Source organism: Salinarimonas rosea DSM 21201 (assembly GCF_000429045.1).
GTDB lineage: Bacteria > Pseudomonadota > Alphaproteobacteria > Rhizobiales > Beijerinckiaceae > Salinarimonas > Salinarimonas rosea.
The window spans coordinates 263,960-277,613 of sequence record NZ_AUBC01000007.1 but is presented as its reverse complement, the minus strand read 5'-3'; the positions used below and the strand labels follow the sequence as shown (position 1 = coordinate 277,613).

Genomic DNA, 13,654 nt, shown 5'->3' with positions numbered 1-13,654 from the left:
CGACGCGCTTCGCGGCGCCACGTGAACACCTGCTGCGGCGTCAGGCCATGACGGCGCGCAACCTCGGACACGACCGCGCCCGGCTCGAGCGTCTCGGCGACGATCCCGGCCTTCTCGTCCGCGCTCCAGCGCCGGCGCCCACCAGCGCCGTTGATCACCTCCAGCCGGCGCACCACGCGCGCCGGCTCGAGCGTAGGCTCAAGTCCAGACACAAAACGATCTCCGACCACTATCGGGACGAGAGCTTCGCTCATCAGCTCACGGCGAGGAAGGTGGGATGGAGACAGCGCTTACGATCGTGCTCGGCGACGGCGCCGCCTTCTCCGGCGAGACGCGCTGCGTCTCCCCCGGCGGTGCCGTCGTCGCGTCCGTGGCGCCCGTCGTCGAAGGCGAGATCCTGACGCTGGCGATGGCCGAGATCGGGGTGGCGCGCGGGCGGGTGGCGCGATTCGTCGACGGCGGCTTCGCCGTCGCCTTCGAGCGCGACGGCCGCGAGGCGCGCACCGCCGCGCTGATCTGGCTGGAGGAGCGCCTCGAAGGCCGGCGCTCGGAGCTGCGGGCGCATCCGCGCGGCGTGCCGCCGCCGGCGACCGCGACGCTCACCGTCCTCGACGAGCCGCCGGAGATCGCGCCCGTGGCGGTCGCCGATCTCTCCTTCGGCGGCGCCCGCCTGATCTCGCCGCTGCGGCCGGGCCTCGGCGCACCGGTCCGCCTGGGCGGCCTGCCCGGACGGGTCGTGCGGCACACGCCCGACGGGCTCGCCATCGTGTTCACGGGTCCGTGATCGCCGCGGCGGTACGGCACGACTCCTTGAGAGGACGGACGAAATCGCCGAGGCGGGCCGGAGGGTGCGGAGCGGGGCGCGCGCGGGCGGTTTCCCCCGGGGTCGATTTCCCTATAGTGCGGCCGGTGCCGACGGGATTCGCCGTCGCGTCTGTCCTCCGCGGCACCCGTCCCCAGTCCGAAGCCCTTTCCGGATCATGCGCCAGAACTCGTCGCTCATCGTCTTCATCCGCTCGCACACGCGCCTGGCGACCGTCGCCCTCGTGATCTCGCTCGCGCTCGCGATCGTGGTGCTGCTGGGCGCCGCCGCGCGGGCGCAGGTTCCGGGCCTCGCCCTCCCCGGCGTCGCGGCGCAGCAGGACGCCCCCGCGGACGAGGCGGCGGCGGGAGAGCCGACGGACGCGACGCTCCCCCCGGAGCTCGAGGCGCTGCGTGCGGTCATCGCCGACGACGCGGCGCGAGCGCGCCTGCTGGAGGCGCTCGCCGCCACCGCGCCGGCCGGGGACGCGGTCGCGGCCGCCGCGGCGGCGCAGGAGGAGGCGCCCCTGCCGTTCGCGACCGTGATCGCGGAGCAGACCCGCGCCGTCGCCGAGCAGGTCGCCGGCATCTTCGCCGTCACGGGCCGCGCGCTCGACACGGTGGCCGCGCTGTGGCGCGACGTCGACGCCGCCGACGTCGAGCGGCTCGGGCGGATCGTCGCCGCGCTCGGCCTCGTCATCGCCGTCACGGTCGGCAGCTATCTCGTGCTGCGCTGGCTCGCGGGCCGCCTCGGCGACCGCTTCGCCCGCCATCGGCAGACGGGCAACATCATCGGGCGCATCGTGCTCTCCGTGGCGACCTTCCTCGTCGAGGCGCTGGCGCTCGCCGCCGCATGGGCGATCGGCACGTTCGTCGCGGTGCACTGGGGCCCGACGGGGATGAACGCTCTGAACCAGCAGCTCTTCCTCAACGCGTTCGTGATGGCGGAGGTGATCAAGCTCGGCGTGCGCGCGGTGCTGCGGCCGAACCGGGGGAGCCTGCGCGTCATCCAGGCGATCTCGGACACCGCCGCCGCCTATTGGTATTTCTGGATCGGCCGCACGACGTCGATCGTGGTCTACGCCTTCCTGTTCGTCGCGCCGATCGCCTCGTGGACGGTCTCCTTCGCGGCGGGGCAGGCGATCCGCACGCTCGCCGTTCTCGCCGCCTGCCTCGTCGGCGTGCTCGTGACGCTCCAGAACCGCGACTTCGTGCGCCGCATCATGCTGCGCCGTGCCGTCAACGGCCAGGACGATGCGACCGCGCGCTTCATGGCGGCGCTGGCGCGGGTGTGGCACGTGCTCGCGATCGTCTACTTCGTCGCCTTGTTCTTCGTCTGGACGGTCCACCCGCGGGAGGCGCTCACCTACATGCTCTCGGCGACGTTCGAGAGCGCCATCGCCATCGGCGTGGGCGTGGGCATCGCGATATTCCTGTCGCGCTTCATCACGGGCGGCATGCGCCTGTCGCCGGACGTGAAGCAGCGCCTTCCCCTGCTCGAGTCGCGGCTCAACGCCTTCGTGCCGAAAATACTGCACGTGATCCGGCTCGTCGTGCTCGTCGGCATCCTCGTCGCGGTGGCGCAGGCCTGGGAGCTGTTCGACTTCCTCGCCTGGGCCTCGAGCGGCGTCGGCTTCGCGGTGACGACCTCGCTGATCTCGGCCTTCCTGCTCGTGCTCGTGGGGATCGCGCTCTACATCCTGGTCTCGTCCTGGGTCGAGTACCGCCTCAACCCGGACTACGGAACGCCGCCGTCGGCCCGCGAACGCACCTTGCTCGCCCTCTTCCGCAACGCCTTCACGGTGACGCTCGTCGTCGTCATCACCATCATGGTCCTGTCCGAGCTCGGCGTGAATGTCGGGCCGCTGCTCGCCGGCGCCGGCGTCGTCGGCCTCGCGGTCGGCTTCGGTGCGCAGAAGCTCGTGCAGGACGTCATCACCGGCGTGTTCATCCAGCTCGAGAACGCCATGAACGAGGGCGACGTCGTCTCCGCCGGCGGAATCTCCGGCGTCGTCGAGCGGCTGACCATCCGCTCGGTGTCGATCCGCGACCTGCAGGGCACCTACCACGTGGTGCCGTTCTCGAGCGTCGACAGCGTCTCGAACATGATGCGCCACTTCGCCTACTACGTCGCCGACATCGGCGTCGCCTATCGCGAGAACGTCGCGGAGGTGAAGCAGGCGATGCAGGACGCCTTCGACCTGCTGACGCGCTCCGAGGATCACGGCGCCGACATCCTCGGCCCCTTCGAGCTGTGGGGCGTCGAGGCGCTGGCCGACTCGGCGGTGGTGATCCGCGCCCGCATCAAGACGGCGCCCGGCAAGCAATGGGCGACGGGCCGCGCCTATCTCGAGGCGGTCAAGCAGGTCTTCGACGAGCGCGGCATCGAGATTCCCTTCCCGCACCTCACGATCTACGCCGGCGAGGGCAAGACCGGGACGGCGCCGCCGCTGCGCATCCTGGCCGAGCGCGCCGCCGCCGGCGGCGCGCCCACGGCCGCGCCACAGATGGCGACCGCCGACGAGGCGGTGGAGAGCATCGCCGGCAACGTCACCTCCGCGCCCGAGGAGACCGGCGCCAAGGCTTGAGTGCGGCTCTCAGCCGGCGGCCGCGACGGCCTCGGCGCCGGCGCGCTGCGGCTCGTCCGCCCCCAGGCGCACGCGCAGGGCCGCGATCGTCTCGTCGAGGAGCGGCGCCAGCGCGCCGAGCCGGTCCGCGTCCGGGAGCGTCCCGGTCTCGCGCGCCGCCGCCTCGATCGCCGCGAGCCTCGCCGCCAGAGCCGACGCGCCGACGTTCAGGCTCATCGACTTCAGCGCATGCGCCGCGCTGGCGACGCGCGCCGGCTCGGCGCCGTCCGCGACCGACGCGGCGAGCTCCGCCAGCGCCGGCGGCGCGTGCTCCAGGTAGAGGCCGAGGATGCGCCGCAGGAAGCCGGCGCCGGTGGTCTGCGCCATCTCGGCGATGCCGGCGACGACGTCCTCGTCGAGGAGCGCCTCGGGAGCGGGCGCCTGGTCCGCCGCGGGAGCCTCGTCCGCCGCTGGAGCCTCTGGCGGCGGCGCGGGAGCCGCGCCGGCGGAGGGCGACGCGGGCTCGGACGCCTCGAGATGCGCGCCCAGCGTCTGCGCCAGCGCGGCGAGGCTGAAGGGCTTGTGCAGCACGCCGTCCATGCCCGCCTCGCGCCAGGCGTCCGCGCCGGCGCCGACGACGTGGGCGGTCAGCGCGACGATGGGCGTGCGGGCGCTGCCCGTGCGCGCCTCGTGGGCGCGGGCGAGGCGGGTCGCCTCGAAGCCGTCGAGCTCCGGCATCGAGCCGTCCATCAGGACGAGATCGAGACCGCCGGCCACGATCGCGTCGAGCGCCTCGCGCCCGTTCGCCACCGTGCGCGCCGCGATCCCGAGCCGCGACAGCGCCTCGCAGGCGACCTCGCGGTTGACCGCGCTGTCGTCGGCGACGAGGACCCGCGCGCCGCCGAAGCGCGGCAGGGCCGACGCGACGCCGTCCCGCGCGCGCTCCTCCCGCGGGAAGGGCGTGCCGTCGACGAGCCGCGCGAGGGCGAGCGTCCATTCGCTCGGCGCCAGCGGCCGGCGCAGCAGCGCGTCCGCGAGACCCCGGGCGCGGGCTTCCTCACCGGCGCGCTCCCCGATCGGCGAGAGCGCGAGGACCCGCCGCGCGCCCGCGGGCCTGCCCGCACGCAGGAGGGTGTCCGCATCGACGATCCAGTCGACATCCGGGCCGGCGTCGCCGGGCTCCGCAACGTCGAACCCCGCCGCCACGAGCCCCAGCGACAGCGCCGCGCGCGTCGCCGATCCGGCCGCGGCGACGACCGCCGTACGGGGCGCCTCGAGCCGGGGCGCCGTCGGAACATTGTCCGTCACGGCGATGCACGGGAGCTCCACCGTGAAGCAGGACCCCTCGCCGAGGACGCTCTCGACCCGGATGTCGCCGCCCATCGCGGCGACGAGGCGCTGGACGATGGACAGGCCGAGCCCGGTGCCGCCGTAGCGGCGCGTGGTCGACTGGTCTGCCTGGGAGAAGGCGGAGAAGATCGTCGCCAGCTTCTCCTGCGGGATGCCGATGCCGGTGTCCTCGACCCGGATCGTCACCCGCTCCCCCGCGGTGGCGACGCGCACCAGCACGTGGCCGGTCTCGGTGAACTTGAGCGCGTTGTTGACGAGGTTGGCGATCACCTGCGTCAGCCGCACCGGATCGCCGACGATCCGCGGCAGGGCCGGGTCGATCGCGGCGGCGAGGTCGAGCCCCTTGCCGGCAGCGCGCTCGCCGAACAGCGTGACCACCGTCTCCGCCGCCTCGCCGAGATCGACGGGCACGGCCTCGAGCTCGAGCTTTCCGGCCTCCACCTTCGCGAAGTCGAGGATGTCGTTGATGATCGCGAGCAGCGACTGGCCGGAACGGGCGATCACCTCCGCGTAGCGCCGCTGCCGCTCGGGCAGGTCCCCGGCGGCGAGCAGCTCCGCCATCACCAGCATGCCGTTCATCGGCGTACGGATCTCGTGGCTCATCGTGGCGAGGAAGTCCGACTTGGCGCTGCTCGCCCGCTCGGCGGCGTCCTTGGCCAGCACGAGATCACGGGTGCGGTCCTCCACCTCCATCTCCAGCCGCTCGCGGTGCTGCGCGAGGCGTGCGTCGCGCCGGCGGATCTCGCCGAGCATGGCGTTGAAGCCGAGCGCGAGCTGGCCGATCTCGTCGTCGCTCTCGACGGGACAGGCCTCGTCGTAGTCGTGCGCCTCGCGCACCCGGCTCATCGTCGCCGACAACGTGAGGAGCGGGCGGGTGATCGCGCGCTGCAGGCGCCAGGCGATGGCGAGGCCGATGACGCTCGCCACGACCGCGGCGCCGAGACCGAAGGCGAGGACGACGAGGAGGCGGCCCCAGAGGTCGCCGGTCTCCGACGTCAGCTCCAGCCGGCCGACCTCGACGCCGCGATGGCGCACCGGCACGCCGACGACGACGGTGCGCGAGGAGAGGATCGCCGCGACGGAGAGCGGCGTCGTCTCGTCGAGCACGAGATCGCCGAGGAGCCGCACGCCCGAGCCGGCTTCCTCGAGCAGGGTTCCGTCGCGGTCAGCAACCGTCACATGCGTTATGCCGGGCAGGCGGCCGATGGCGCGGACCGCCTCGAAGATCGCGTCGCGGTCCTGCCGGACGACCGCCTCGGCGCTCGCCGCCGCGAAGGCGTGGGCGACGGCGAGCAGGCTCTCGCGCTTCTGCTCCCCGTACCGCCGGACCTCGAGCCAGAGGCTCGTCGCCGAGCCGAGGGTGAGGGCGATCAGGACGGAGACCACGACCAGACGGCCAAGCTTTCCGACGACCGATCTGCTGGGTTGCAAGTGACCACTCCTGTCGTCCGAGCGTCCACACGCCCGCGTCCATGAGCGAATAGAGCCACGAATGAGTAAGTGTCGGCTTAACTAACCGATTTAATCGGGGATTCACGGATTGCGCCTAAACGTCCTCCTCTAAGAAGGGCGGAACCGATGCTCCTCGGCAAGACGAATGCGGGCTTTCTCTACGTTTTCGAAAGCCCGACGCGCATCCTCGTGGTGGACGACGACCCGATCATGCGCGAGATCGCGGTCGGGCATCTCGACCATCCCGGCGGGGAGATCGTCACGGCCGCCGACGGCGAGGAGGCGCTCGCGATCCTGCAGCGGGATGCCCGCTTCGACATCGTCCTGTGCGACCTCGAAATGCCCAGGATGAACGGGTTCGCGCTCCTCGCCGAGATGCGGCGCGATCCGCGCATGCAGAACCTCCCCGTCGTGGTGATCACGAGCCGCGACGACGTGTTCGCGGTCGATCGCGCCTACGAGGTCGGTGCCACGTCCTTCGTCGCCAAGCCGGTCAATTGGCGCCTCCTCGGCTACCAGCTGCGCTACGTCCTGCGCGGTGCGCGCATGGAGGCGATCACCCGCGAGGCGCGGGCCCGAACCGAGGAGGCGGACCGGCTCAAGGAGAGCCTGCTCTCCCTCCTCCAGCACGAGACCCGGACGCCGCTCAACGCGATCATCGGCTATTCGGAGCTGCTCCAGGCGTCGCTCGATCCCGACGCCGACCCCCGCGACTATCTCGACGGCGTCATCACCGCGGCGCGCGGGCTCAACGAGACGCTCCAGCGCGTCTTCGCCTTCGCGCAGACGTCGGCGGGCACCGTCCCCGTGACGCCGGAGCGCCTGTGCGCGGCCGATCTCCTCGAGGACGAGGTCCACCGCCGTCGCCGGGCGGCGGATGCTGCTGGCATCACGCTGGACGTGGACGCCGACCCGGCGCTCTTCGTGACGGCGGACCAGCATCTCGTCGCCAAGGCCCTCGGGGAGCTCGTCGCGAACGCGCTCGCGCACACCCCGCGTGGCGGCCGGGTGCGGCTCACCGCCCGCGGCGAGGCGGGCGAGGTCGCGCTCGGCGTCGCCGACGACGGCCCGGGCCTCGACGCGGAGACGCTCGCCCGCTGCACGCAGCCCTTCCTCCAGGCGGAGAACGTGCTCGTCCGCCGCGCCGTGGGGCTCGGCCTCGGGCTGGCGATGGCGCGGCGCATCGCCGAGCTCAACGGCGGGCACCTCTTTCTCGAGTCGGCCCCGGGCCGGGGGCTCGCTGCACGCATCGTCCTGCCGGCTGCGCGCCTCGACGCGACCGGACTGCCCAGGGAGGCCGCCGAATGACGGGCAAACGGGTCATCGGGCGTCTCGCGGCGCTGCGTCGGCGGCTCGCGGACGAGGCCGGCAGCGTCGCCATCGTCTTCAGCCTCGCCGTCGTGCCGATGCTCGCCGCGGCCGGGCTCGCCGTGGACGCGACGAGCTGGTACGCCGCACGGTCCTCGCTGCAGGCCGCCGCGGACACGGCGGCGATCGCCGCCGCGCGCGAGATGCGGCTCGCCAACACGCCCGCCGACCAGCTCGAGGCCGGCGCCGAGACGGCGGCGCGCGCCGCGCTCGCCACGCGCGGCTTCGATGCCGCGGCTGCGCGGGTGGACGCGACGGTCGATTCCAGGACCCACTCCGTGCGCATCGACATCGGCAGCCCGCTCGAGCGTGTCTTCAGCCGCATCGTCACCGACGCGTTCGCGCAGGTCGTCGTCACCGCGACCGCGAAGCTGAGCGGAAGCGCGCCGATCTGCGTCGTGGCGCTCGACCCCACGGGCTCGAAGGCGCTGCACCTGGAGAAGCGGGCCGTCATGGAGGCGCACCGCTGCGGCGTCTTCTCGAACTCGACGCATACGCAGGCCCTGCGGGTCGACGATCAGGCCGAGCTCCACGCCGCGCTGATCTGCTCGGCGGGCGGCCATTTCGGACGCGGCACCGCCTTCGTGCCGACCCCGCGCACCGAGTGCCCGCCGATCCCCGACCCCCTCGCCGGCCGCGCGCCTCCGGCCGTCGGCCCGTGCGACCACGAGGGCCTCGACATCCGCGCCGACACGTACCTGCTTCCGGGCGTCTATTGCGGCGGCATCCGGATCAGCCAGGGGGCGCGGGTCGAGCTCGGCTCGGGTCTCTACGTCATCAAGGACGGCGAGCTGCGCGTCGACGACGGAGAGCTCGTCGGCCGCTATACGAGCTTCTACTTCACCGGCAGGAACGCCGCGATCGACTTCCGCAAGCAGTCGCGCATCGATCTCGCCGCCATGCGCGACGGGGCGCTCGCGGGCATCCTCATCTTCCAGGACCGCGCGGCGGAGGAAGGGCGCGACTTCAAGATCACGAGCGACGACGCCCGCACGCTCCTCGGCACGATCTACCTGCCCCGCGGCGATCTGCTGGTGGACGCGGACAGAGCGGTCGCCGACGAGTCCGCCTACACGGTCATCGTCGCCCGGCGGCTCGAGCTCTCGGCAGGCCCGGTGCTCAAGCTCAACACGGACTACCACGCCACCGACATCCCGGTTCCCGACGGTGTCGGTCCCACGGGCGACGTGGTGCTGTCCCAGTAGCGCGGCATATCGTCCTGAACATCTGCGAATGATCCTCGAAGGCCGGCGATCTACGCAGTAACAGATGGTTAACCACGATCGTTCGACTTCGACTAAAGCTCGAACGAGCGGGAACCGCGATGCGTGCCGCCGGTTGAGCCAACATGTCGGTTCCACGAAGAGGCGTCCCGCCGACGGAAACGAGGAGCGGGACGAGGTGAGCGATGTGAGCGTGCGTATCCTGATCTGCGAAGACAACCCGCTGATCGCCCTGGATCTCCAGGCGATCGTCGAGAACGACGGGCACGAGGTCGTCGGCGTCTGCGACAGCGCCGCCGCGGCGAGCCGCCTGCTCGCGACGCAGGTCGACTTCGCGCTGCTCGACATCGACCTCACCGACGGCAAGAGCTTCGGCGTCGCCCAGGCGCTGGAAGAGCGGGGAGTGCCCTTCGCCTTCGTCTCGGCCGCGCGCCCCAGCGACCTGCCGGAGGACCTGCGCGGGGCGCGCTTCGTCGCCAAGCCGTATCGCGAGGACGCGATCCTCGCGGCGCTGCCGCGCCACTGACGGGCTCGAGCCCACCTTCCGGGACGGCTCACCCGTCGGCGATGAACTCTGCGACGAGCTCCTGACGAATGGTCACCGCCTGATAGAGGGATACCTCCAGCATGGGCAGGATGCGCCGCGCGAGCTCGCGTACGTTCTCGTCGGAGCCGAACCGCCTGTAGAAGCTCGTCAGCCCGACCGCTTCCCGGTGCGCCTCGATCATCGCGTCGATGTAGAGTTCCTCGAAATCGATCGGGCGCGTCGCCGCCGCGAGCGCCGCCATCGCTTCGCCGTCGCCGGGCAGGGCGACCGGGCCGGCGTCCACGCTTTCGGGAAGCGTCTCCTGCGCGATGGCGCGCCCCGCCTCGTGCGCCTCGAGGATGTCACGGGCGACGTCGGTCGTACGCGGGCGCGGGTCGCGCGCGAGCACCAGCTCGGAGGCCCTCATGGCCAGCCGATCGAGCGCGACGAGGCGGCCGAGATAGGTCGGGGCGTCGAGATCCTCGAGCGTGCGCCAGTCGAGCTGCGTCTGCGGCGCGATGCGCTCCGCCGCCTCCTCGGGCGTGAACGGCGCGGCTTCCGGCGCGCGGGCGTCGCCGGCGTCGACGCCGTCCTGCGCGCGCAGCGGCGGTGCGCCCGCGAGCGCGAGAAGCGAGACGGCGAGCGCGAGCGCACGGAGCGGGGTCGAGACGGGTCCCAACGTTGATCTCCCGGGGGTGAATGCCACCCGAGAGAACGAGCCTTCGTCGCCGACGGTTCCGCGCGTGACCCGCGACGCTCCCGCGCGGGATCCCCGCGCGAGTAGGACCCCCGCTCGCGCGATCGTCAGGCCGGGCGCAGGTCGCCGGCGCGCGGATCGTGCCGCGCGAGGCGGGCCAGCAGGAGATCGACCTCGGCCTTCGTCTTCGCCGACACGCCTCCGCCGGGCTTGCGCAGCGTCGCGTTCGCGATGATGCCGCGCCGCATCAGCACGTACTTGCGCACGGCGAGCCCCGCACCGGGCTGCTGCTCGTAGCGCATGTAGGGCAGGTGCGCGTCGAAGAGATCGTGTGCCGCCTCGCGCTCGCCCGCCGCCGAGAGCCGCACCACGTCCGCCAGCATGTCCGGAAAGGCGTAGCCCGTCATGGCGCCGTCGGCGCCGCGGGACATCTCGAAGTCGAGGAACATGCCGCCGTTGCCGCACAGGATCGAGACCCGGCGCATCGAGCCGTCCGCCTCGAAGCCCCGCAGCGTGGTGATCTTCTCGAGGCCGGGCCAGTCCTCGTGCTTGAGCATCACCGCGCCCGGATTGTCCGCGACGATGCGCCGGATGACGCCGGGCGTCATCACGACGCCCGTGGAGAGCGGGTAGTCCTGGACGACGAAGGGCACGTCCGCGCCGATCGCCTCGGCGGCGTTGGCGTAGTAGCCGACGATCTGGTCGTCGGTCTTCAGCGAGGAGGGCGGCGCGATCATCACGCCGGCGGCCCCCGCGGCCATCACGGCCCGCGTCAGGCCGCCCATCGCGGCGAAGCCCGGGGCGGAGACGCCGACGACGACCGGCACGCTGGCGCGCGCGATCACCCGCGCCGCGACGGCGAGCGCCTCCTCGGCGTCGAGCTTGGGCGCCTCCCCCATCATGCCGAGCACCGTGATGCCGGTGGCGCCCGCCGCGACGAAGAAGTCCGTCATCCGGTCGATGGAGGCCTCGTCGACGCGCCCGTCCTCGTGGAAGGGGGTCGGGGCGATGACGTAGACGCCTTTCGCGGATGCGTCGAGCATGGGGGAGGGCTCCTGGCAGCGGGTCGAACGAGGCGCGCACGCTAGGGCGCGGGGCGCAGGCGCGCAAGCGCACCCACACGCATGCGCATTTCGGCCCGCTTGCAGGAGGCGCCCCCGCCGTGGTGTGGTCGCGACCTCCCGAAGAGACGAGAAGAGGCTGCGCTCCGATGTCCCGCACCGTGTTCCTGAACGGCGACTTCGTCCCCTACGAGGAGGCCCGCATCCCGGTCATGGACCGCGGCTTCCTGTTCGCGGACGGCATCTACGAGGTCGCCGCGCTCGTCGACGGCAAGCTGGTCGACGCGCTCGCCCATCTCGCCAGGCTCGACCGGTCGCTGCGCGAGATCGAGATCGCGAACCCCTATGCCGCCGAGGAGTGGATGCGGCTCATGCAGGAGCTCGCCCACCGCAACGACCTCGCCGAGGGGCTCGTCTACATCGAGGTGACCCGCGGGGTCGCCGAGCGCGATTTCGCCTTCCCGCCCGAGGGGACGACGCCCACGGTCGTGATGTTCACGCAGGCCAAGCGCATCCTCGGCGCGCCGGCGGCGGAGACCGGCGTCGCCGTCGTCACCGTGCCGGACCTGCGCTGGAAGCGGCGCGACATCAAGTCGGTGGCGCTCCTCGCCCAGGTTCTGGCCAAGCAGGAAGCCGCCCGCGCCGGCGTCGCAGAGGCGTGGATGGTGGAGGACGGATACGTGACGGAGGGGTCCTCCTCGTCGGCCTTCATCCTCACCGCCGACGACCGGCTCGTCACCAGGCCCCTCTCGACGGCGATCCTGCCGGGGATCACGCGCACGGCCGTCATGCATCTCGCCCGCGAGATGCAGCTCGTCGTCGAGGAGCGGCTGTTCAGCGTGGAGGAGGCGCACGCTGCCAAGGAGGCGTTCTACACCTCGGCGTCCGCTTTCGTGATGCCGATCGTGGCGATCGACGGGCGCACGGTCGGGACCGGCACGCCGGGGCCGGTGGCGCGTCGTCTGCGCGAGGTCTACATCGCGCTCGCGCGGGACGGATCGCTCGCGAGCGGCTGAGCGTCCGCGTCCTGCAGCCGCCCCCATCATGCGAACGCCCCGCCCTCCGGCAGGAGGGCGGGGCGTCGTGCGTCTCGTCCCGACCGGGGACGCGGGATCAGAACTTGTAGTTCAGGCCCGCGCGGACGGTGGAGAACTCGACGCCGGCCTTGCGCTGGACGTCGAGGTTGTAGGTCTCGTTGTCCAGGTCGGTGTAGAGGTACTCGACCTTGGCGGTCAGGTTGTTGGTGAAGGCGTGCTCCACGCCGCCGCCGAGCGTCCAGCCCCAATGGGTCTGGTCGTCGGAGAAGGTGGTGCCGCCGACGACCGCCGTCACGTCGGCGCTGCCGTAGGCGAAGCCGCCGGTGGCGAAGACGAGAGTGCGGTCGAGCGCGACGCCGGCGCGGGCGCGCACGGTGCCGAAATAGTCGAGCTGGGCCTCGCTGACCGTGCCGGCGAGCGCGCCCGGGACGGCGGGGCCGCCCTCGAAGTTCGTCCACTGCAGGTCGGTCTCGAGACCGGCGACGAACTGGCCGAACTGGGCATTGTAGCCGAGCTGGCCACCGCCGACGAAGCCGTCACCCTCGTCGTAGAGCGCACCGCCGGTCGTGCCGGTGAAGTCGCCCCAGGCGTAGCCGAGGTTCACACCGGCGTAGAAGCCGGTCCAGGTGAAGACGGGGGGCGCGGACGGAACGAAGGGGGCCGGCTGCGTCCGGGCCGGCAGGTCGGCTGCGACGGCGGCCGCCGAGAGCGCGACGAGCGCGGTGGAGGCGATGAGCAGGCGAATCATGATGTTTGGTCCTCTTGGTGGGATGGCGGACACATAGCGCGGAGTCCCATGGCGCGAAAGTCGCGCGGACCGGTTACCGAAGCATTGACGCAGTACGTTGTATTTCTGCAACTTAATCACTAGTTAAACATGCTCACGCCGTCTTGTCGGCGACTTTGTGTCGAAAGCGAGGCAGTGCCGAATACGAGGAACCTTCGACCTCGTTTTCTCAACGAATTGTTCACCCTGTCGGCGTGTCCCTCACGCGCGGATCCACGCGTTGACAGCCGCACGCACGGCTGCGATCCCTCGCGGCCATGCCGTACCTGCAGGTCTGCCCCCTCTCCCGTCTCGACGAGACCGTCCGCACGACGCGCGCGTCGCACCTGGTCACGCTCGCCGGCGTCGGGACGGCGCTCGCGCGTCCCGCCGCCATCGCCGAGGATCGCCACCTGACGCTGTTCATGAGCGACATCGTCGAGCCGATGGACGGCCATGTCCTGCCCGGGATCGAGCACGTCGGGCCCTTCCTCGGCTTCGTGCGCGCCTGGGACCGCGCGGCGCCGCTCGTGATCCATTGCTGGGCGGGGATCAGCCGCTCCACGGCGAGCGCCTTCGTCGCCGCCTGCGCGCTCGCGCCCGAGCGCGACGAGGCGGTGATCGCGCTGGCGCTGCGGGCGGCCTCGCCGATGGCGACGCCCAACCGGCGGATCGTCGCCGTCGCCGACGAGCTGCTCGGGCGCCGCGGACGCATGGTCGACGCCGTCGCCGCGATCGGTCGCGGGGCCGACGCCTACGAGGGCGTGCCGTTCACGCTGGCGCTGGACTGAGCCGTCGGGCTGCGT

The 13,654-nt window shown here is 72.1% G+C and carries 12 protein-coding genes; 7 read left to right on the top strand and 5 right to left on the bottom strand.

What is annotated here, in order from left to right; translation table 11 throughout:
• On the bottom strand, nucleotides 1-254 hold a 254-nt coding region (locus tag G407_RS32835; protein WP_156917500.1), incomplete at its 3' end, for a transposase.
• Nucleotides 255-277: 23 nt separating this feature from the next.
• On the opposite strand from G407_RS32835, the gene G407_RS26385 reads away from it, so the two are divergent.
• Both G407_RS26385 and G407_RS26380 read left to right on the top strand, forming a co-directional pair.
• On the top strand, nucleotides 278-784 hold the full coding sequence (locus G407_RS26385) for a PilZ domain-containing protein (RefSeq protein ID WP_052341081.1): 507 nt from the start codon (nucleotides 278-280) through the stop codon (nucleotides 782-784).
• Nucleotides 785-980: 196 nt separating this feature from the next.
• Nucleotides 981-3,389, top strand: a complete 2,409-nt coding sequence (locus tag G407_RS26380) for a mechanosensitive ion channel domain-containing protein (protein WP_052341080.1) — start codon at nucleotides 981-983, stop codon at nucleotides 3,387-3,389.
• A 9-nt stretch (nucleotides 3,390-3,398) separates the two neighbouring features.
• Here the strand turns inward: G407_RS26380 and G407_RS26375 are convergent, their stop codons facing one another.
• On the bottom strand, nucleotides 3,399-6,149 hold the full coding sequence (locus tag G407_RS26375; protein ID WP_052341079.1) for an ATP-binding protein: 2,751 nt from the start codon (nucleotides 6,147-6,149) through the stop codon (nucleotides 3,399-3,401).
• Nucleotides 6,150-6,296: 147 nt separating this feature from the next.
• Here G407_RS26375 and G407_RS30965 point away from each other — a divergent pair, with 147 nt between their 5' ends.
• The 3 genes from G407_RS30965 to G407_RS0107785 all read left to right on the top strand — a co-directional run bounded on the left by G407_RS30965 (nucleotide 6,297) and on the right by G407_RS0107785 (nucleotide 9,287).
• Nucleotides 6,297-7,478, top strand: coding sequence for a hybrid sensor histidine kinase/response regulator (locus G407_RS30965; RefSeq protein ID WP_084327378.1), 1,182 nt, complete (start codon nucleotides 6,297-6,299; stop codon nucleotides 7,476-7,478).
• The gene (locus G407_RS0107790; RefSeq protein WP_029030367.1) at nucleotides 7,475-8,743 is read left to right on the top strand and encodes a pilus assembly protein TadG-related protein; all 1,269 of its coding nucleotides are present in this window, start codon (nucleotides 7,475-7,477) and stop codon (nucleotides 8,741-8,743) included. Before G407_RS30965 ends, G407_RS0107790 begins: the two co-directional genes overlap by 4 nt.
• Before the next feature lie 196 nt (nucleotides 8,744-8,939).
• On the top strand, nucleotides 8,940-9,287 hold the full coding sequence (locus tag G407_RS0107785) for a response regulator (RefSeq protein WP_029030366.1): 348 nt from the start codon (nucleotides 8,940-8,942) through the stop codon (nucleotides 9,285-9,287).
• 28 nt (nucleotides 9,288-9,315) lie between these two features.
• Here the strand turns inward: G407_RS0107785 and G407_RS0107780 are convergent, their stop codons facing one another.
• Entirely contained in the window at nucleotides 9,316-9,966 is a 651-nt protein-coding gene (locus G407_RS0107780; protein ID WP_029030365.1) for a DUF4142 domain-containing protein, read from the bottom strand.
• Between the two features lie 125 nt (nucleotides 9,967-10,091).
• Nucleotides 10,092-11,027 (bottom strand): dihydrodipicolinate synthase family protein, encoded by a 936-nt coding sequence (locus G407_RS0107775; RefSeq protein WP_029030364.1) that lies wholly within the window; start codon nucleotides 11,025-11,027, stop codon nucleotides 10,092-10,094.
• A gap of 167 nt (nucleotides 11,028-11,194) precedes the next feature.
• On the opposite strand from G407_RS0107775, the gene G407_RS0107770 reads away from it, so the two are divergent.
• Nucleotides 11,195-12,061, top strand: a complete 867-nt coding sequence (locus G407_RS0107770; RefSeq protein WP_029030363.1) for a D-amino-acid transaminase — start codon at nucleotides 11,195-11,197, stop codon at nucleotides 12,059-12,061.
• Nucleotides 12,062-12,158: 97 nt separating this feature from the next.
• Here G407_RS0107770 and G407_RS0107765 read toward each other — a convergent pair whose 3' ends face one another.
• Nucleotides 12,159-12,830: an outer membrane protein gene (locus G407_RS0107765; protein WP_029030362.1), complete on the bottom strand. Its 672-nt coding sequence runs from the start codon at nucleotides 12,828-12,830 to the stop codon at nucleotides 12,159-12,161.
• Nucleotides 12,831-13,126: 296 nt separating this feature from the next.
• On the opposite strand from G407_RS0107765, the gene G407_RS0107760 reads away from it, so the two are divergent.
• Entirely contained in the window at nucleotides 13,127-13,639 is a 513-nt protein-coding gene (locus G407_RS0107760; RefSeq protein ID WP_029030361.1) for a tyrosine phosphatase family protein, read from the top strand.
• Nucleotides 13,640-13,654: the final 15 nt, after the last annotated feature.